This is a genomic window from Citrobacter sp. MGH106 (assembly GCF_001037495.1).
GTDB classification, from domain to species: Bacteria; Pseudomonadota; Gammaproteobacteria; order Enterobacterales; family Enterobacteriaceae; genus Citrobacter; species Citrobacter murliniae.
Genome location: NZ_KQ089822.1, coordinates 968,498 through 986,153, shown reverse-complemented (window position 1 = coordinate 986,153; position 17,656 = coordinate 968,498). Strand labels below are relative to the sequence as shown.

The following is a 17,656-nucleotide window of genomic DNA, read 5'->3' as shown; positions in this document are numbered from 1 at the left end:
GATCATGGGTTTGTTCGATAAACTGAAATCTCTGGTTTCTGATGATAAGAAAGACACCGGAACTATTGAGATTGTTGCTCCGCTCTCTGGCGAGATCGTCAACATCGAAGACGTGCCGGATGTAGTTTTTGCTGAAAAAATCGTTGGTGATGGCATCGCTATCAAACCAACCGGTAATAAAATGGTTGCCCCGGTAGACGGCACCATCGGCAAAATCTTTGAAACCAACCATGCGTTCTCTATCGAATCTGATAGCGGCATTGAGCTGTTCGTTCACTTCGGTATCGATACCGTTGAACTGAAAGGCGAAGGCTTCAAGCGTATCGCTGAAGAAGGTCAACGCGTTAAAGTGGGCGACCCGGTTATTGAATTCGATCTGCCTCTGCTGGAAGAGAAAGCCAAGTCTACCCTGACTCCGGTTGTTATCTCCAACATGGACGAAATCAAAGAACTGATCAAACTGTCCGGTAGCGTAACCGTGGGTGAAACCCCGGTTATCCGCATCAAGAAGTAATTCTTACGGCAGTGAAGAATGGCGCCTGATGGCGCCATTTTTTTATACACTTCATCCGGCATTACAATACAGAGGTCACCGGTCGGTAACACGCCTCGCGCATCAGGATTTTCATCCCTTCCGGACCACTTTCCAGCATGCGTCTTTCTGAATCTGACACCAGCAATTCGCAATCATACCCACCAGCAATACCGAACATTGCACGAGCCACACAAATATTTTCCAGTGCTTCCGTCCCGCTGGTATCAAAATGTCCAATCATACGTCCATGCTGGCGAACCACCAGCCGATAACTCTTCATCGCGCCTCCCCTGCTGGTGGCAGAATTAATTCGTCACAACCGCACCGTTGCGTCCATGTCATCACTTCCAGTACGCGCTGTGCGGCATCGTGTGTCGCAGCGGTGAGGGGTTTCCCTAAAACAATACCGCTCACCAGTTCAGCGCAAAACAAATCGCCAGTTCCCTTTAGATCCGTCTTTACTCTGGGGTGGGTTAACACTTCCACCGTATCAGCCGTTACCACCGCAACATTGATAACCTCCGGGGTTTCGCCCGGTGCGCTGGTGATCACAACCCATTTTAGCGTCTCGGTGAGCAAAGATTTTGCCGCAGTTATCGCTTCATCCAGCGTACGACACGGTTTTCCACTCAACATTTGCAGCTCAAACACATTTGGCGTCAGTCCTTGCGCCAGCGGCATCAAGTGTTTGCGGTAAGCATCTGGGATTTCGGCCTTCACATACATTCCGCTATCCGTATCACCGATCACCGGGTCGACTAAAATACACAGGTCCGGGTGCGTGACGCGAACAATTTCCAGCCACTGTGCCAGCAAGGCGATTTGTTCCGCGCTCCCCATATATCCCGTGGTCACCGCCTTTAGCTCACGCAAAGCATCACGCTCATTTAAGGCCCTGAGATAACCACTAAACCAGTCTGCAGGGATTATCCCACCGTAAAAGGTCTCATAATGTGGAGTATTACTGAACAACACCGTGGGGACCGCCGTCACCCGTAACCCCTGTGCTTTGATGGCTGGCACGGCGATACTGTTACCGACACTGCCATACACCACCTGTGACTGGACGGCGACGATATCGGTCTGTAACGCCCGATGCGTGTCGTCGAAGAGCACTGACTGTATTTCACTCTCCTGCTCCATAAACCTCTCCTCTCGCTGGACAGCGGGCTTTCACCTCACTATTATCGTCATATGCTAAAATTCATTTTGTCATAGGTCAATAATGATCGACGGAAAAACCGCTAACGAAATTTTTGACAGTATTCGTCAACATGTCGCTACAGGCACATTTATGCCTGGCGAAACGCTGCCGCCGGTAAGGGAGCTGGCCGCGGCATTAAACGTCAATCGCAATACTGTCGCAGCGGCATATAAACGGCTGGTCACCTCCGGGCTGGCAATCAGCCAGGGGCGAAATGGTACCGTCATCAAGGGATTATCATCGCCCGTCGCGCTGGAGGGCAGTAATCCGGATACCCCTCTGACCGACCTTTCCGGCGGCAATCCTGCGGCGCATCTCCTGCCCGATCTGAGCCGTTATTTCGCGAAGATAAATAAGACTCCGCGATTGTATGGTGATGCTGCAGTATCGCCGGGTTTGAAGACGTGGGCGACGCAATGGATGCAGGATGCCATACCCTGTACGGGCGAAATTGATATCACCAGTGGCGCAATTGATGCTATCGAACGACTACTGTGCGCCCATTTACTACCGGGCGATAGCGTCGCAGTAGAAGATCCTTGTTTTTTGAGTAGCATCAATATGTTGCGTTATGCTGGTTTTTCCGCCAGTCCAGTCAATGTGGATAGCGAAGGCATGCAACCTGAGATGCTGGAACTGGCGCTACAAAAAGGGGCCCGGGCGGTTATCCTTACCCCGCGCGCGCACAATCCGACGGGGTGTAGTCTGAGCGCAGTTCGCGCTACCGAATTGCAGAATATTCTGGCTCGTTACCCGCAAACACTGGTGATTATTGACGATCACTTTGCCCTGCTTTCCGCTTCCCGCTGGCATCCAGTCATTGCGGAACAGACACATCACTGGGCGGTCGTCAGATCCATGTCTAAAACATTAGGTCCTGACCTGCGACTTGCCATCGTGGCCAGCGATCCGGCTACCTCCGCGAAACTCCGTCTACGGCTCAACTCCGGTAGCCAGTGGGTCAGCCATCTGCTACAGGATTTAGCCTGCGCCTGCCTGAGTGACAATGAGTACCAGCGCACGCTGACACTGACTCAGCAGTTTTACGCCTCTCAGCAACAAAAGCTCGTCCTGGCCCTCAAACAACATGGTATTGAGCTTCATGCTGGTGATGGCCTGAACTTCTGGCTACCGCTGGAAACTCACAGCCAGCCACTCGCCTTTGCGCTAGCTAAGTTTGGCTGGCTGGTACGTGAAGGTGAAGTTTTTGGTGTCAATGCGCCTTCACATGGTCTGCGAATTACGTTGTCAATGCTGAAAGACAGCGACATCAACAAGCTGGCGGCTGATATTCATCAGACGCTGAAGCGCTAACAGGAGAGAAAACGTGCGAGTTCATTTTGTTATTCATGAGTCATTTGAATCTGCTGGCGCTTACCTGCCATGGGCCGAAGAGCGTGGTTATACCATCACCTGGTCGTGCGTTTACGCTGGAGAGTCAATACCAGCCAGTGCTGATAGCTTCGATATGCTGGTCGTGTTTGGTGGCCCGCAGTCTCCACGAACCACGCTCGCAGAATGCCCGTACTTTGACTCTCTGGCCGAACAGCATCTGATTAACCAGGCGATTTCTGCACGTAAGATTGTGGTGGGGATCTGTCTGGGATCACAACTGATTGGCGAGGCGTTGGGCGCAAAAGTGTGTCAGAGCCCGGAAAAAGAGATTGGGCATTCCCCCATTACGCTGACTGAGGCTGGCAAACAGCATCCGTTAATTGCCCACTTTGGATCGCCGCTGATTGTCGGCCACTGGCACAACGATATGCCAGGGTTAACCGACCAGGCAACAGTCCTTGCCACAAGCGTTGGCTGCCCGCGACAAATCGTGCAATACGGTAACTTTGTCTACGGTTTCCAGTGCCATATGGAATTTACCGCCGAAGCGATTGAGGGACTGATTCAACACTCAGAGCAAGAACTTGCTGAGGCAAAAGGAAAACGCTTTATCCGTTCAGTTGCCGAAATGCGCGAGTGGGATTACCAACAGATGAATGAGAAACTCTGGCAGTTCCTCGATCTGCTGGTAGAGAAACACCGCGGATAATATACAGAGAGGCCGGATAGCGCCACGCTTGTCCGGCCTACAAGCTCATTGGCATCCCTACAACAACACCCTTAAATCCCTGCCCCCTGATTAAAGTGTTCTTCGCCAAAGACTCCGGTTGAAAGATAGCGGTCGCCACGATCGCAGATGATTGCTACCACCACCGCACCCGGTGTGGCATGCGCCACGCGTAACGCCCCTGCCACAGCCCCGCCAGAGCTTACTCCGCAGAAAATGCCTTCGCGAATCGCCAGTTCTCGCATCGTGTTTTCGGCGTCGTCCTGATGAATATCTAAGACCTCATCAACCAACGAAGCGTTAAAAATTCCTGGCATATATTCCGCAGGCCAGCGTCGAATACCGGGAATGCTGCTCCCTTCCTCCGGCTGCAGACCAACAATTGTCACCGGCTTTTCCTGCTCACGCAGAAAACGTGACACGCCGGTAATGGTGCCGGTGGTCCCCATGCTGGAGACAAAATGCGTAATGCGACCTGACGTCTGCTGCCAAATTTCCGGCCCGGTCGTTGTGTAATGCGCATACGGGTTATCGGGATTATTAAACTGATCGAGCAGTTTTCCTTCACCGCGTTCGGCCATTTCCAGCGCCAAGTCACGCGCCCCTTCCATCCCCTGTTCTTTGCTGACCAGAATAAGCTCAGCACCGTAGGCACGCATCGCCGCACGCCGCTCCTGGCTCATGTTGTCAGGCATCAGAAGCTTCATGCGATAACCTTTCAGTGCGGCAATCATCGCCAACGCAATTCCGGTATTACCACTGGTTGCCTCAATCAGCACATCACCGGATTTGATTTCCCCACGTTTTTCCGCTTCGACAATCATTGATAGCGCAGCGCGGTCTTTCACCGAACCTGCCGGGTTATTCCCTTCCAGCTTAACCCAAATTTCACTGCCGTTATCCGGCGCAAGGCGTTGCAGTTTGACCAGAGGCGTATTGCCAATCGTTTGTTCTAATGTATTCACGTTTTCTGCTCATAAAAAAGCCGGGTGGCGCTACGCTTACCCGGCCTACAAGTGACGACTAGAGACTGTAGACCCGGCAAGCAGTACGCCACCGGGTGATAAACATATAAATTAAGCTATCAGGCTGATTCTGCCAGAGCAAGCTCCGCTTCGCGTGTTTCAATGCGTTGCTCGCCGTTATACAGACGCGCATTTTGCAACCCAACAAACAGGCGTTCACCACGGACAGGGGAATCATCACCTTGCATCACAACCGTCAGCGGCTCGTTATACCACCCCAGCGGCTGCACAACTAATTGGGTGTAGTGGCCTTTCGGACTGGCCTCCAGCACCTGCACCGGTAGAGGAGAATCCAGGCTGGTACGGCGACTGACATCCACTTCCCACGGACGCAAGAACAGATCAACCGCTCCCTGATACGCAGGCGTATATCCCAGCGGCCAGCGGTGAGCTCCAACGTGGAACTGCCCGCCGCGAATAGTACCCTGCAGACGGTTAACCTCACCCATGAACTCCAGTACAAAGCGGGTTGCTGGTTCGCGCCATACCTGGTCCGGCGCATCTGCCTGCTCAATATGTCCCTGGCTCATCACTACCACGCGATCAGCAACTTCCGTCGCTTCTTCCTGATCGTGGGTGACAAATACGCTGGTGAATTTCAACTCTTCGTGAAGCTGGCGCAACCAGCGACGCAGCTCTTTACGTACCTGAGCATCGAGTGCACCAAACGGTTCATCAAGCAGCAGGATCTGCGGTTCTACCGCCAACGCACGTGCCAGCGCTACACGCTGCTTCTGCCCGCCGGAAAGCTGCGCTGGGAAACGGTCCGCCAGATGGGCAAGTTGCACCATCTCCAGCAGCTTAGTCACTTTCGCTTTGATAGTCGCCGCATTCGGACGCTCACGGCGTGGCAATACCGTCAGACCAAAGGCGATATTGTCGAATACGGTCATATGGCGGAACAGGGCATAATGCTGAAATACGAAACCGACTTTACGGTCGCGGGCGTGCAGACGACTCACATCCGTACCGTGAAAACGAATATGTCCGCTGGACTGATGCTCCAGCCCGGCAATAATGCGTAGCAATGTGGTTTTACCCGAGCCAGAAGGCCCCAACAGCGCGACCATCTGACCTGAAGGAATATCCAGTGAGATATCATTCAGCACCTGGGTGCGACCAAAAGACTTCTTAATATTGGCAATCTCAATGCTCATGATTTTCCTCCTGCTGCGCGCGTTTTTCCTGGTTCTCCAGACGCCATTGCAACATGCTCTTCAAAAACAGGGTAACAATCGCCATCAGCGTCAATAACGCGGCGGCGGTAAAGGAGCCGACGGTGTTGTAGTCCTGCTCCAGTAATTCAATCTGTAACGGCAGCGACAGGGTTTCACCACGAATCGAACCGGAAACTACCGATACTGCTCCGAATTCCCCAATTGCACGGGCGTTGGTCAACACCACGCCGTACAACAGCGCCCAGCGAATATTCGGCAGAGTAACGCGACGGAACATCTGCCAGCCCGATGCGCCCAGCAGAATCGCCGCCTCATCTTCATGACTGCCCTGGCTCAGCATGACCGGAACCAGCTCGCGAACTACAAATGGACAGGTAACGAAAACCGTGACCAGCACCATTCCCGGCCAGGCAAACATAATTTGCAGATTATGTTCATCCAGCCAGCCACCCAATGGGCCGTTAGAACCGTAAAACAGCAGATACACCAGACCAGCCACAACAGGCGACACGGCAAACGGGATATCCAGTAACGTCAGCAGCAACTGGCGTCCAGGAAAGTTAAAACGGGTCACCAGCCAGGCCAGTAGCACGCCAAAGACCAGATTCACCGGCACGGCAATCAGGGCAATCAGCACCGTCAGCCAGATGGCGTGCAGCATGTCCGGATCGGCCAGATTCTGTAATACCGGCATTAATCCCTTGCTGAACGCCTGAACGAAGATATAAATCATCGGTACCAACAAAATAAATGCTGATACCAGCATGCCCGTGCCGATTAGAAACCATTTACCCCAGTTGATGCGGGATGCGCCATAGCGTTTCAATTGAGTAATTTCTGCCATCAGTGACCTACCACGCGTCGACCAAAACGACTTTGCAGGGTGTTAATCGAAAACAGCAGCAACAATGAAGCCCCGAGAATAACCGACGCAATCGCGCTGGCAGCGGGATAGTCAAACTCCTGCAAGCGGACAAAAATCATCAGTGAAGTCACTTCTGTTTTCCACGCGATGTTCCCGGCAATAAAGATAACTGCGCCAAACTCACCCAGGCTGCGGGTGAAAGAGAGTGCCACGCCCGCTATCAGCGCGGGAGATAACTCCGGCAGCACCACTTTACGAAAGCTCTGTAACCGTGTAGCACCGAGTGTTTCAGCGGCTTCTTCATACTCCGGCCCTAACTCTTCCAGCACCGGTTGAACGGTACGCACCACGAACGGAATGCTGGTAAACGCCATAGCGACTGCAATTCCCAGCCAGGTGTAAGTCACTTTAATATCGAACTTCGCCAGCCACTCGCCGTAGAAACCGTTGACCGAAAACAACGACGCCAGCGTCAGGCCCGCCACTGCCGTTGGCAGGGCAAAAGGCAAATCCATTAACGCATCCAGCAACGTGCGGCCTGGAAAGCGATAGCGGGTTAAGATCCACGCCATCAACAGACCAAATACACCGTTAAAAATCGAGGCCACAAACGCTGAAATCAGCGTCACTTTATAGGCCGCCACAACCTGCGGATTAGTAATCACATCCCAGTATTGTGCCCAGCTCATTTGCGCCAGTTGCATCACCAGCGCACTGAGCGGCAGCAGCAATATCAGGCACACAAACAGCAAGCTGGTGCCCAGGCTTAAGGTAAAGCCAGGCAGCACGCGTCGGGAAGAAACAGCAAACATTTACTTACGCCCCGCCGACAACAGTTTGTCCAGCTCACCACCGCTGACAAAGTGCGTTTTCATCACCTCAGGCCAGGAACCAAAGTGGTCTTCCACGCGGAACAGTTCGGTCTGCGGGAATTTATCCTTCAGCTTGTCCATGACCTCAGGATTGTTCACACGATAGTAATAGTCGGTGATGATAGTCTGTGCTTCAGGGCTGTAGAGCCAGTTCAGATAGGCCTTAGCCGCTTTTTCTGTGCCATTGGCTTGCACGTTTTTGTCTACCCACGCCACCGGGAATTCAGCGAGAATATTGGTTTTCGGAATAACAACTTCAAATCCCTGCGTTTCATACTGCTTGCGGATGTTATTCACTTCTGATTCAAAGCTTATCAGCACATCGCCCAAGCCACGTTCAGCAAAAGTGGTGGTGGCGCCACGACCGCCGGTATCAAATACCTCAACGTTTTTCAGGAATTGCGTCATAAACTGCTCGGTTTTGGCTTTGTCGCCACCGTCAGCTTTATCTGCCGCACCCCACGCTGCAAGGTAGGTGTAACGGGCATTACCGGACGTTTTCGGATTCGGGAAAATCAGTTTTACGTCGGAACGAACCAGGTCATTCCAGTCGTGGATATTCTTCGGATTCCCCTTACGTACCAGGAAGCCCATGGTGGAATAGAATGGCGAGCTGTTATTCGGCAGACGGCTTTGCCAGTCGGCCGGGATCAGCTTGCCTTTATCGTGCAGGATCTGCACATCGGTGACCTGGTTATAGGTCACCACGTCAGCTTTCAACCCCTGTAAAATCGCCAACGCTTGTTTTGATGACCCGGCATGGGATTGTTTAATGGTCAGCTTATCCCCGCCGTTATCCTTCGCCCATTGCTGCTCAAACGGTGGATTAAGGGCGGCAAACAGCTCGCGGGAAACATCGTAAGAACTGTTCAGTAGTTCCGTTGCCTGCGCCTGACCTATCAGTAGCAGAGACGCGACCAGCGTCAGAGAGCTTTTTTTCAGGAAATTAACGGCCATTGCGCACCCTTATAAATTTAATGACTTTCTTATGGCCATCATATTTATAACCAGTGCTAAAGGAGTAACGGTTTTATATACCGTTTGATGATTTGAAAGTTGAAAAGAGAATAAGGGGTACCTCCCCTCCATATCGCGGAGAGGAGGATGGCATCGGTCAGACGCCTACGCTGACGCTTTCAGGCAAAGTGCTACCGCCATCAATCACGTTTTGCGTGCCGGTCAGGTAACTGGACTCATCGGACGCCAGGAACGCCGCCAGTTCGCCAACCTCAAGCGGACACGCCAGACGACGCATCGGGATCGCTTTCGCCATTTCAGTTAATACAGACTCAGGATCATCCGGGTTAGACTGACGTGCAATATTTTCTGCCATCGGCGTACGTACATAGCCCGGACAAATAGCATTCACGCGAATACCAGACTGCGCGTATTCCACCGCCAGGGATTTGGTTAAGCCGATAATTGCTGCTTTCGACAGCGCATAGGCCGTTTCGCCCGGATCGGCAACCATATCACCGGTCACAGATGACATCATCACGATACGTCCGTCTTTACGAGCAATCATCTCCGGCAGAACGGCTTTCGTCACGTTCCAGACGCCTTTAATATTGATATCAATATGGAAGTCGCGATCTTCATCGCTCATATCAAGGAAGCTGCCGAGGCGACATACGCCCGCATTGTTGACCAGAATATCGATTTTTCCCTCAATCTTCTTCGCACGTGCTACCGCCGCCGTGACAGAAGCAAAATCTCTGACGTCTGCATGAACTGCCGTGCACCGGTGACCGCGTCCACTCAGCTCATCTGCCAGTTTTTCAATCTCATCGGAGATATCCAGCAAGATTAGGTTCGCGCCATGGCGGGCAAACGTTCTGGCAATACCTTCGCCAATGCCCTGAGATGCGCCCGTAATCAATGCTGTTTTGCCCGTGAGTTTTCCCATTTCAATATTCTCCTTTTGAATATGAAGCATCCGCTTCATTCACGCAGAAGATACAGCAATAACAAATTAGTGCTGAGGAATAGCTCACTAAATCAGGTTAATGTCAGGTAAAAAAAATCCCCGACGACGCGGGGATTAGCTTATTTCTCTGGATTTTGTCGGAAAGCGGCTTCGTCTCAACAAGCCTGCACGATTGCTATCTGTAGTCCAGGCCCCCGGCAATAATCACAGGGCGAGCAGACGATCCAGCGACGGAGCAAAGTAATAGCCGCCGGTCACCGGTTTGGTAAAGCGCAGCATGGCGTCACGTTTACCATCAGTATCGCCAAACATACTCAGCAGTTGCTGCTCAATATTATGCAGACGCGCACAGTAAGCGCAGAAATAGAGACCGTGTGTGCCGCTGGCGGTACCGTACGGCAGGCTCTGGCGAACAATTTTCAGCCCCTTGCCATCTTCTTTCAAATCCACACGGCTCAGGTGAGAAGTCACCGGGCGATCATCACCGTCAATCTCTTCATTGGCTTCTTTGGTGCGACCAATCATCATTTCCTGATCATGAATGCTCATGCGGTTAAGCTGCTTCAGGTTATGTTCCCAACGCTGTACAAATACATAGCTGCCACCGGCATCAACGCCATCTTTGATGACCGCGACTTCACGGCGCGTTTCTTCTCCGGCCGGGTTTTCCGTACCATCCACAAAGCCGCTAAGATCGCGCTCTTCAACCCAACGGAAACCGTGGATCTCTTCTTTCACTTCGATGCAGTCGCCAAAGGCTTCCATCGCTGCCTGCGCAACGGAGAAATTCACGTCATGACGCAACGAGAGGATATGGATCAGCACGTCATACTGGGTCGCCGGTGCCAGACCTTTACCGTAAGGGATAAAGTCTTTCAGCTCTTCAGCGCCCACGCCGCCGCTCAGTGTGCGCCAGGTGTTGTTGCCGAAAGCAACGACCGCGCCAAGGTGCGCATCCGGGAATTTCGCTTCAAAGGTCGCCAGTTTATCCGCAAAGGTTTTACTGGCCGCACGCAAAGCCTCAACGTCGCCCTTAACATTGGCTTCAATCCAAATCGCCGCACGGCAATGTTCTGGCAAAATGCCACTCTGAACCTGAGACATTGTTCCTCCTGAAAAAAAGATGCCACGACATCGTGGCATTGATAGGCGTTATTCTACCTGTTTTTTTAGTCCGTCGATTTGTTCAGACGCAAATTAACGCCGCCAGATAATTTTGCTCACTTTCCAGTCTTTCAGCGTATCGTCAGACGGCATTATGCCTTCAGGCCCGCTCCACTCGCCGGAAAAAATATAGCTAATATGTTGACTTCCTTCAGCTTTACACTCAACACCCGCACTATCATCTCCGGTAGCTTTCTGGCAATTACCGAAAGCTTTAGTGTAAAGGTCGCTAAACGGTGTACCGATTTCTACACCGGATGCTGATGAAATATCGCTGTCCAGCACATCAATACGGCTGATCGTTCCCTGATCACCGTTGATAATCATCGCAACGCTGCTATCTTTCATCACCTCATAAAAACGTACAACATTGCCATTATTGGTTTTCATCCCGCTACGCAGGCGATAGTCCCCATCCAGCGCATCGGCAATTGATTTTTCATTCAGCGGTGTGGCGGCGGTGAGTTTTCCCACACCCTGCTCAGTGACCTCCGTCGAAGAACCAAACCAGTTCCACGGATTTGCAGCAGACCAGTTCACCGACGACAGCGTTGAACAACCAGTCAGTACCAGCGGCATCGCGCATAAAATCAAACGCAGTGATTTCATTTCACCTCCTCCCTTATTTATCAACGTTGCTTGGAGTTCACTTTCGAAAAAAAGTGCCGTTATTCTTTTTCAACATAAAAACAGGCACGCAGACGTTGATTAGTTAATAGCCATACCAGCGCGACGATATCAGCCACCAGCAGCGCCAGCCCGGCACCGTTGACAGGATCTCCTTCCAGCCACAGAACAGGCTGCCAGCATAGCAGCACCAGTTGGGCCAAAATCAGCAATGCGCGCAGCCAGCGCCATAACGAAGGAAACGCAAAACGTCGCCCGCTGAGCAAAAACGCCAGCACTGCCGGAACGCCGGGAAGCAATCCCAGCCAGAAAGAGTCATGATCGGGATAAAACAGATTCAGTAATGTGTTGCCCTGCTCGCGGGAAGATCCCGCAATCACAAACAGCACCCAGGTGCGCGCCTGAAGCAGCAGCACACACCAGAACAAAAAAGGCAGGCGTAAGCGACCATGACCATCATAATCGGCAGGATGGAACTCAGTACTCTTCATCTTCGATCAGACGTTTGCCCAGATTGAGTACATCAGCATGTTCATATCCCAGACGTTCATACATACCCAGCACAACGTCATTATCATCACGCACCATGATTTGAATCTTCGGGCAACCGCGGGCTATGAGTTTTTTCTCCAGACGGTTGAGCAGTGCATTGGCAATGCCGCGCCCCCGAAACTCAGGATGCACGCCAAGGTAATAGGCAGAACCACGATGACCGTCGTAACCTCCCATCACCGTGCCAACCACTTCGCCGTTCACTTCCGCGACCAGAAACAAGCTGACGTCGTGATTTACTTTACGCTCGATGTCCATTTCCGGATCGTTCCATGGACGCAACAAGTCACAGCGCTCCCAGAGGGTGATCACCTCTTCGAAATCTTCCTGGCGAAATACGCGTATTTCCATGGTATTGGTTACCTTTTCAGGACGTTAAAAACCGATTATGGCGCGAACAGCTGATTTAGCCAATATCTGACGCGAAGCAGCGGAAAAAATGGCATAATACTGAACTGTCACGTATTGAAATGAAAAGTAAAACAATTCTTATCCCGATCCGTCGCAACGGACTACGCGATACGATATAACGTCTGGAACCTTTTTTTACAACTCAGGCCGTATGAGCACTTTTAAACCGCTAAAAACTCTCACATCGCGCCGCCAGGTGCTGAAAGCCGGGCTGGCCGCCCTGACGCTGTCAGGCATGTCGCAAGCCATCGCTAAAGAAGAAGCGCTAAAAACCAGCAATGGTCACAGCAAACCGAAAGCTAAAAAAGCAGGTGCTAAGCGTGTTGTGGTACTCGATCCGGGACACGGCGGTATTGATACCGGAGCGATTGGACGCAACGGTTCGAAGGAAAAACACGTCGTGCTGGCGATTGCCAAAAACGTACGATCCATCCTGCGCAGTCAGGGGATTGATGCGCGGCTGACCCGTTCCGGCGATACATTTATACCGCTGTACGATCGCGTCGAGATTGCGCACAAACACGGTGCCGATCTGTTTATGTCCATTCACGCCGACGGCTTTACCAATCCCAGTGCCGCTGGTGCATCGGTCTTTGCCCTGTCAAACCGCGGCGCCAGTAGCGCCATGGCAAAGTACCTTTCCGATCGTGAAAACCGCGCCGATGAAGTTGCCGGGAAAAAAGCCACTGATAAAGACCATTTGCTGCAGCAGGTACTGTTCGATCTGGTACAGACCGACACGATAAAAAACAGTCTGACCCTCGGTTCGCATATTCTTAAGAAGATCAAGCCAGTACACCGTCTGCACAGTCGCAGTACGGAACAGGCCGCCTTCGTGGTGCTAAAATCCCCTTCTATTCCTTCGGTGCTGGTCGAGACTTCGTTCATTACCAACCCGGAAGAAGAACGGCTGCTGGGGACGACGGCATTTCGTCAGAAAATCGCCACCGCTATCGCCAATGGCGTCATCAGCTATTTCCACTGGTTTGATAACCAGAAAGCACATTCGAAGAAGCGTTAATCATGAAGCCCGATACGCAGCGCGTAAAACAGTTCCTGCTCAGCCTGCAGGATGATATTTGCCAGCAGCTATCCGCCGTGGACGGTGCTGATTTTGTTGAAGATAGCTGGCAGCGTGAAGCGGGCGGCGGCGGACGCAGTCGGGTATTGCGCAACGGCGGTATTTTTGAACAAGCGGGAGTAAATTTCTCCCACGTTCACGGTGATGCGATGCCTGCTTCAGCTACCGCACATCGACCGGAGCTTGCCGGACGCAGCTTTGAGGCGATGGGGGTGTCGCTGGTTGTGCATCCGCTTAATCCTTACATTCCTACCAGCCATGCCAATGTGCGGTTTTTTATTGCTGAAAAACCAGGGGCAGACCCGGTCTGGTGGTTTGGCGGTGGTTTTGATTTAACGCCCTACTACGGCTACGAAGAAGATGCCGTTCACTGGCATCGCACGGCCTTTGATCTGTGCCAGCCGTTCGGTGATGACGTCTATCCGCGGTATAAAAAGTGGTGTGATGACTACTTCTTCCTGAAGCATCGTAACGAGCAGCGTGGTATTGGCGGACTGTTCTTCGACGATCTCAATACGCCCAACTTCGACCACTGTTTCGACTTTATGCAGGCGGTTGGCAAAGGCTATACCGACGCGTATCTGCCTATTGTGGCGCGTCGTAAGGCGATGAGTTGGGGCGAGCGTGAACGTAATTTCCAGCTTTATCGTCGCGGTCGCTACGTGGAGTTCAATCTGGTGTGGGATCGCGGCACGCTGTTTGGTTTGCAGACCGGTGGGCGCACCGAATCCATCTTGATGTCAATGCCACCGCTGGTGCGTTGGGAGTACGACTGGCAGCCGGAAGCGAACAGCCCGGAAGCTGCCCTTAGCGAGTTTATCCAGGTCCGCGACTGGGTGTAGTTGCCTGATGGCGTTACGCTTGTCAGACCTACAAAACGGCAAAACCCGTAGGCCGGATAAGGCGCGTTAGCGTCGCATCCGGCACGTCACAGGCTCATACCATCACGCCCACTGGCGCATGCGCTGATGCAGCGTCAGTGACGGCTTCTCCGCAAACAACTGCTGGTAATCAGTAGCGAACTGCCCTAAGTGCCAGAATCCCCACTGCATTGCGGCATCTTTTACCGTCGAGCTCTGCGACCACGGGCTGATAAGCTCCCGACGCACGGCATTCAGACGAATGCGCTTCAACCATGCATTCGGCCCGATACCAAGAATCGCGTGAAACGCGTTTTGCAACGTACGGCGGCTCACATGCAACTGATTACACAAATCGAGCACAGTCAGCGGCTCCGACATGTTTTCCAGCACATATTCGCGCGCGCGCGACAGCAGACGACGATAACTCTGATGGCTGATACTCTCGGCGGTTATTATCGGCTGAGCTTCCTCCAGCATCGTGCCCATCGCCAACAACAGGTTATCGCCTAACACTTTGCGCACCGCGGTCTGGCGAAGATCCTCTGGATTCTCGCTGAACGTTGCCAGCGCCTGCTGCACAAATCCCCACAGTGCCGCTTTATGCTGCTCTTTTACTTCCAGCGCTGACTGGTTACGCAGCATATGCAGCACCCGTTCCGGGTTATGCAGGAAGTTAGCCTGACGAGCAATGGCCTCTTCAGATATAACCACACCAAGAATGGTGTAATCGTCTGGCGTACTCAGTTCAAACTCAGTCCCTCCCGGGCGAGTTGCAATCTCAGCACTGCCAAGGCATTGGGTGCCAATAAATCCCTGCTCACCACGCGTAGCCGGAATGCCAAACCAGAATGAATTCGGCCAGACCAGGCATGACTGGCGCAGCGCCAGACCGGTGTATTCACGGAACACCTGAATGTCATCGAGCAGGATTTCCGTGAACTCGCCATGAAATTTACCCGGATGGAGCTGATCGTATATCTGCTGCCAGGCGGTAATAGTCAGGGCGTGCTCATAGACATCTGTTGTTCGCCGCTGGTGAACGTTATCCACCTCTACTATCGGCGTAAGTTTAACGTCTTCGGGTAATGCTTCATGATAAAGATGGTGCAGGTTTGCAGTACGTTTCTTTTTCATGATCTTTTAAGCCGGAAGCTTCATTGAAGCCCCCGGCCCTCCGACAGGTTAATTTTTTAAGCGATAGCGACTACTGCGTTTACGCAACGCTCCGTCAGAAAAGAGCTGTTCCAGCGCATTTCTGGCTTTTTCAAGTGACCAGCCAAAGTGCGCAGCCACTTCCCCTGCCGTCATTCCCTGACGGACCGATGTTAACAGTGCCAGTAATTCATCAGAGGATTCAGTCGCCACAGGAGTTTCCTGTATCTGCTCTGATTTCACTTCAGATTTCACTTCAGGCTTCTGTTCTGGTTTCTTCGGTGCGCGCTTAAAACCGCCAATCAGCCACTGGGTGTCATCGTCCGGCCGCCCTATCTCCTTGCGGCTAATAACACGGCCTGTACGCTGTGCTGCGGCACTGCCAGCATCCAGCGCCGCACGACACGCCGCCAGATCGCCTTCCACCACCAGCGTCAGCCTGCCAGGATCGAGCACTTCGTGGCTTAGCAGACGCACGTTCGCGGCTTTTAGCATGGCATCTGCCGCGTCCACGGCAGCGACCATGCCATCCACTTCCAGTAATCCCAGTGCATTGATCATCACAACCTCTCTTACGCGCGCTGTACCGGATTACGGGCAATATCCAGAACGGCATCGGCAAAGGCGTTACAGGCAGCTTTACAGGCAGCCTGGCTACCGGTCAAAAACGCCGCCGAGTAGTTGGTTTCTGACGGCGGCGGAACGTAGGTCACCAGTTGTACATCGGCAGATTTCAGCGCAGCATCAATACCAAATGTCGCTTCCAGCGGCGGCGCCACCAGATAGGCCATCGGATCGCCAAGCGCGCATCCTGCCGTGGCTGAAAGATACGAACCGGTACGCGAGACCACATGCGCCAGGAACGCGGTGTTTTCTGCATCATTCGCCCACTGGAACGCTGCGCCACTTTCAATGTTAGCGACCATCGCATCCAGACCCGCGCGAACTTCCGCCGGGTTAGGACCACCCAGCATGATCATCACTTCACCGGCCGTCGGTGACGGTCCATGCGCGGCTCCTGCATACAGCGATCGGCCATATACCACTTCAACCATCGCCTGTTTTGTCGCTTCGTCAGCGGCAATATACGCCACGTCATCAGAGTCTGCCGTGATGAGTCCGAGGCTACGTATATGTGGCGGTAATTTAAGTTCACGTGCAAACTCCGCGTTAACGGAGGCAATCACGCGCATCGCGGTGACTGAAGGTCTAATCAAATCTAATGCTGGCATGCTGCCTCCTTAACGGGTCATATTGATGCCGGACGCTTTTTGCTCCAGCATGCGCTTGGCCAAATCCACAATTACCGCAGCCGCTTCAACCGGTGGCGTGCCGCCCTGGTGAATGTTCGAAATACAGGTTCTGTCGGCCTCAACGGTGGTCGCCACACGTGGCGAATAGACGGCGTAGCAGGAAAGACTCTCCGACTGGCCTAAGCCCGGACGTTCACCCACCAGTAGAATCACCGCCTTCGCCCCCAGAAGTTCGCCAATCTGATCTTCAATTTTCACGCGGCCATAGCGTACAAAGAACGGCGTACCCACCTTCAGTCCGGCCTGTTTTAAACCAGACAACAACGGCGGCAGGATCTCTTCATAGTTCGCAGTAATAGCATCTGTAGACAGGCCATCAGAAACGATCACCTGCACATCCGGGTTGGCCACGCACTGTGATTTCAGTGCTTCTATCGCTTCCGCACTCAGACGACGACCCAGGTCCGGGCGAGTCAGGTACAGATTTTTGTCACTGATTTCTGAACGGACTTCCAGCAGCCCTTGTGCTTTCACCCACTCTTCCGGTACCTCTTTCAGCACGGTGTCTTTCGAACGAGAGTGGTCAGCCAGGAAGCGCAGCAGCGCCTGAGTGCGTGGACGTGGACCGGCACGACCGGTGCATACGCGCGCTGCAGTACTACGACGCAGCTCTGTCAACACTTCAGCACGGTGCGGATTTTCAACGCCAATCCACGCTTTGGCTTCCGGTGAACCCAGGTCCATCGCACAGCTTTCCCCCGTCGGTGCGGCACACTGTGTGGTGCTGCATTTCGCTTCCGGTGACGGCGCTTGAGCCTGCGGCTGTGACTCACCCATTGACGCCATTACGCTGCGTACAATTTCTTCAATCTGTTTTTGATCCAT

21 protein-coding genes are annotated in these 17,656 nt (G+C 52.9%); 5 read left to right on the top strand and 16 right to left on the bottom strand.

The window, feature by feature from the left end; all coding sequences use genetic code 11:
• Nucleotides 1-4: 4 nt before the first annotated feature.
• A complete protein-coding gene (gene crr, locus SK36_RS04470; RefSeq protein WP_000522253.1) occupies nucleotides 5-514 on the top strand; it encodes a PTS glucose transporter subunit IIA in 510 nt (169 codons plus the stop codon).
• Nucleotides 515-575: 61 nt separating this feature from the next.
• Here the strand turns inward: crr and SK36_RS04465 are convergent, their stop codons facing one another.
• Both SK36_RS04465 and pdxK read right to left on the bottom strand, forming a co-directional pair.
• The gene (locus SK36_RS04465) at nucleotides 576-815 is read right to left on the bottom strand and encodes a hypothetical protein (protein WP_048220856.1); all 240 of its coding nucleotides are present in this window, start codon (nucleotides 813-815) and stop codon (nucleotides 576-578) included.
• Nucleotides 812-1,678 (bottom strand): pyridoxine/pyridoxal/pyridoxamine kinase, encoded by an 867-nt coding sequence (gene pdxK, locus SK36_RS04460; RefSeq protein WP_048220855.1) that lies wholly within the window; start codon nucleotides 1,676-1,678, stop codon nucleotides 812-814. Before pdxK ends, SK36_RS04465 begins: the two co-directional genes overlap by 4 nt.
• 82 nt (nucleotides 1,679-1,760) lie before the next feature.
• Here pdxK and ptsJ point away from each other — a divergent pair, with 82 nt between their 5' ends.
• Complete coding sequence (gene ptsJ / locus SK36_RS04455) at nucleotides 1,761-3,053, top strand: MocR-like B6 salvage transcription factor PtsJ (protein WP_045445924.1); 1,293 nt, start codon at nucleotides 1,761-1,763, stop codon at nucleotides 3,051-3,053.
• 13 nt (nucleotides 3,054-3,066) lie between these two features.
• The gene (locus SK36_RS04450; protein ID WP_048220854.1) at nucleotides 3,067-3,783 is read left to right on the top strand and encodes a type 1 glutamine amidotransferase; all 717 of its coding nucleotides are present in this window, start codon (nucleotides 3,067-3,069) and stop codon (nucleotides 3,781-3,783) included.
• 71 nt (nucleotides 3,784-3,854) lie between these two features.
• Here SK36_RS04450 and cysM read toward each other — a convergent pair whose 3' ends face one another.
• From cysM to SK36_RS04400, 10 genes are all read right to left on the bottom strand, one after another.
• A complete protein-coding gene (cysM, locus tag SK36_RS04445; protein ID WP_045445927.1) occupies nucleotides 3,855-4,766 on the bottom strand; it encodes a cysteine synthase CysM in 912 nt (303 codons plus the stop codon).
• Nucleotides 4,767-4,885: 119 nt separating this feature from the next.
• On the bottom strand, nucleotides 4,886-5,983 hold the full coding sequence (cysA, locus tag SK36_RS04440) for a sulfate/thiosulfate ABC transporter ATP-binding protein CysA (RefSeq protein WP_045445930.1): 1,098 nt from the start codon (nucleotides 5,981-5,983) through the stop codon (nucleotides 4,886-4,888).
• Nucleotides 5,973-6,848: a sulfate/thiosulfate ABC transporter permease CysW gene (gene cysW / locus SK36_RS04435; protein ID WP_045445933.1), complete on the bottom strand. Its 876-nt coding sequence runs from the start codon at nucleotides 6,846-6,848 to the stop codon at nucleotides 5,973-5,975. The genes cysA and cysW overlap by 11 nt, the downstream gene beginning before the upstream one ends.
• On the bottom strand, nucleotides 6,848-7,681 hold the full coding sequence (cysT, locus tag SK36_RS04430) for a sulfate/thiosulfate ABC transporter permease CysT (protein ID WP_045445935.1): 834 nt from the start codon (nucleotides 7,679-7,681) through the stop codon (nucleotides 6,848-6,850). Before cysT ends, cysW begins: the two co-directional genes overlap by 1 nt.
• Complete coding sequence (gene cysP, locus SK36_RS04425) at nucleotides 7,682-8,698, bottom strand: thiosulfate/sulfate ABC transporter substrate-binding protein CysP (protein ID WP_048220853.1); 1,017 nt, start codon at nucleotides 8,696-8,698, stop codon at nucleotides 7,682-7,684.
• Between the two features lie 157 nt (nucleotides 8,699-8,855).
• On the bottom strand, nucleotides 8,856-9,647 hold the full coding sequence (gene ucpA, locus SK36_RS04420; protein WP_045445939.1) for an SDR family oxidoreductase UcpA: 792 nt from the start codon (nucleotides 9,645-9,647) through the stop codon (nucleotides 8,856-8,858).
• Nucleotides 9,648-9,872: 225 nt separating this feature from the next.
• A complete protein-coding gene (gene yfeX / locus SK36_RS04415; RefSeq protein WP_045445941.1) occupies nucleotides 9,873-10,772 on the bottom strand; it encodes a porphyrinogen peroxidase in 900 nt (299 codons plus the stop codon).
• Between the two features lie 93 nt (nucleotides 10,773-10,865).
• The gene (locus SK36_RS04410) at nucleotides 10,866-11,441 is read right to left on the bottom strand and encodes an RpoE-regulated lipoprotein (RefSeq protein WP_048220852.1); all 576 of its coding nucleotides are present in this window, start codon (nucleotides 11,439-11,441) and stop codon (nucleotides 10,866-10,868) included.
• A gap of 59 nt (nucleotides 11,442-11,500) precedes the next feature.
• On the bottom strand, nucleotides 11,501-11,950 hold the full coding sequence (locus SK36_RS04405; RefSeq protein ID WP_045445948.1) for a DUF2919 domain-containing protein: 450 nt from the start codon (nucleotides 11,948-11,950) through the stop codon (nucleotides 11,501-11,503).
• Nucleotides 11,937-12,362 carry a GNAT family acetyltransferase gene (locus SK36_RS04400; RefSeq protein ID WP_045445951.1) on the bottom strand — a complete coding sequence of 142 codons (426 nt, stop codon included), beginning with the start codon at nucleotides 12,360-12,362 and terminating at the stop codon, nucleotides 11,937-11,939. Before SK36_RS04400 ends, SK36_RS04405 begins: the two co-directional genes overlap by 14 nt.
• A gap of 211 nt (nucleotides 12,363-12,573) precedes the next feature.
• Here SK36_RS04400 and amiA point away from each other — a divergent pair, with 211 nt between their 5' ends.
• Together amiA and hemF are read left to right on the top strand one after the other, a co-directional pair.
• Complete coding sequence (gene amiA, locus SK36_RS04395; RefSeq protein WP_045445954.1) at nucleotides 12,574-13,443, top strand: N-acetylmuramoyl-L-alanine amidase AmiA; 870 nt, start codon at nucleotides 12,574-12,576, stop codon at nucleotides 13,441-13,443.
• A 2-nt stretch (nucleotides 13,444-13,445) separates the two neighbouring features.
• On the top strand, nucleotides 13,446-14,345 hold the full coding sequence (hemF, locus tag SK36_RS04390; RefSeq protein WP_045445957.1) for an oxygen-dependent coproporphyrinogen oxidase: 900 nt from the start codon (nucleotides 13,446-13,448) through the stop codon (nucleotides 14,343-14,345).
• A gap of 102 nt (nucleotides 14,346-14,447) precedes the next feature.
• Here the strand turns inward: hemF and eutR are convergent, their stop codons facing one another.
• The 4 genes from eutR to eutC are packed head-to-tail and all read right to left on the bottom strand — an operon-like array spanning nucleotide 14,448 to nucleotide 17,656.
• On the bottom strand, nucleotides 14,448-15,500 hold the full coding sequence (gene eutR / locus SK36_RS04385; protein WP_045445960.1) for an HTH-type transcriptional regulator EutR: 1,053 nt from the start codon (nucleotides 15,498-15,500) through the stop codon (nucleotides 14,448-14,450).
• 48 nt (nucleotides 15,501-15,548) lie between these two features.
• Nucleotides 15,549-16,079 carry an ethanolamine utilization microcompartment protein EutK gene (gene eutK / locus SK36_RS04380; protein ID WP_045445965.1) on the bottom strand — a complete coding sequence of 177 codons (531 nt, stop codon included), beginning with the start codon at nucleotides 16,077-16,079 and terminating at the stop codon, nucleotides 15,549-15,551.
• Nucleotides 16,080-16,090: 11 nt separating this feature from the next.
• A complete protein-coding gene (gene eutL, locus SK36_RS04375) occupies nucleotides 16,091-16,750 on the bottom strand; it encodes an ethanolamine utilization microcompartment protein EutL (RefSeq protein ID WP_045445968.1) in 660 nt (219 codons plus the stop codon).
• A gap of 9 nt (nucleotides 16,751-16,759) precedes the next feature.
• Entirely contained in the window at nucleotides 16,760-17,656 is an 897-nt protein-coding gene (eutC, locus tag SK36_RS04370) for an ethanolamine ammonia-lyase subunit EutC (protein WP_045445972.1), read from the bottom strand.

Bases quoted from the DNA above. Each gene is read 5' to 3' on its own strand.
- crr (WP_000522253.1), top strand. From the start codon at position 5: ATGGGTTTGTTCGATAAACTGAAATCTCTGGTTTCTGATGATAAGAAA.
- SK36_RS04465 (WP_048220856.1), bottom strand. From the start codon at position 815: ATGAAGAGTTATCGGCTGGTGGTTCGCCAGCATGGACGTATGATTGGA.
- pdxK (WP_048220855.1), bottom strand. From the start codon at position 1,678: ATGGAGCAGGAGAGTGAAATACAGTCAGTGCTCTTCGACGACACGCAT.
- ptsJ (WP_045445924.1), top strand. From the start codon at position 1,761: ATGATCGACGGAAAAACCGCTAACGAAATTTTTGACAGTATTCGTCAA.
- cysA (WP_045445930.1), bottom strand. From the start codon at position 5,983: ATGAGCATTGAGATTGCCAATATTAAGAAGTCTTTTGGTCGCACCCAG.
- cysW (WP_045445933.1), bottom strand. From the start codon at position 6,848: ATGGCAGAAATTACTCAATTGAAACGCTATGGCGCATCCCGCATCAAC.
- cysT (WP_045445935.1), bottom strand. From the start codon at position 7,681: ATGTTTGCTGTTTCTTCCCGACGCGTGCTGCCTGGCTTTACCTTAAGC.
- cysP (WP_048220853.1), bottom strand. From the start codon at position 8,698: ATGGCCGTTAATTTCCTGAAAAAAAGCTCTCTGACGCTGGTCGCGTCT.
- ucpA (WP_045445939.1), bottom strand. From the start codon at position 9,647: ATGGGAAAACTCACGGGCAAAACAGCATTGATTACGGGCGCATCTCAG.
- yfeX (WP_045445941.1), bottom strand. From the start codon at position 10,772: ATGTCTCAGGTTCAGAGTGGCATTTTGCCAGAACATTGCCGTGCGGCG.
- SK36_RS04410 (WP_048220852.1), bottom strand. From the start codon at position 11,441: ATGAAATCACTGCGTTTGATTTTATGCGCGATGCCGCTGGTACTGACT.
- SK36_RS04405 (WP_045445948.1), bottom strand. From the start codon at position 11,950: ATGAAGAGTACTGAGTTCCATCCTGCCGATTATGATGGTCATGGTCGC.
- SK36_RS04400 (WP_045445951.1), bottom strand. From the start codon at position 12,362: ATGGAAATACGCGTATTTCGCCAGGAAGATTTCGAAGAGGTGATCACC.
- amiA (WP_045445954.1), top strand. From the start codon at position 12,574: ATGAGCACTTTTAAACCGCTAAAAACTCTCACATCGCGCCGCCAGGTG.
- hemF (WP_045445957.1), top strand. From the start codon at position 13,446: ATGAAGCCCGATACGCAGCGCGTAAAACAGTTCCTGCTCAGCCTGCAG.
- eutR (WP_045445960.1), bottom strand. From the start codon at position 15,500: ATGAAAAAGAAACGTACTGCAAACCTGCACCATCTTTATCATGAAGCA.
- eutK (WP_045445965.1), bottom strand. From the start codon at position 16,079: ATGATCAATGCACTGGGATTACTGGAAGTGGATGGCATGGTCGCTGCC.
- eutL (WP_045445968.1), bottom strand. From the start codon at position 16,750: ATGCCAGCATTAGATTTGATTAGACCTTCAGTCACCGCGATGCGCGTG.
- eutC (WP_045445972.1), bottom strand. From the start codon at position 17,656: ATGGATCAAAAACAGATTGAAGAAATTGTACGCAGCGTAATGGCGTCA.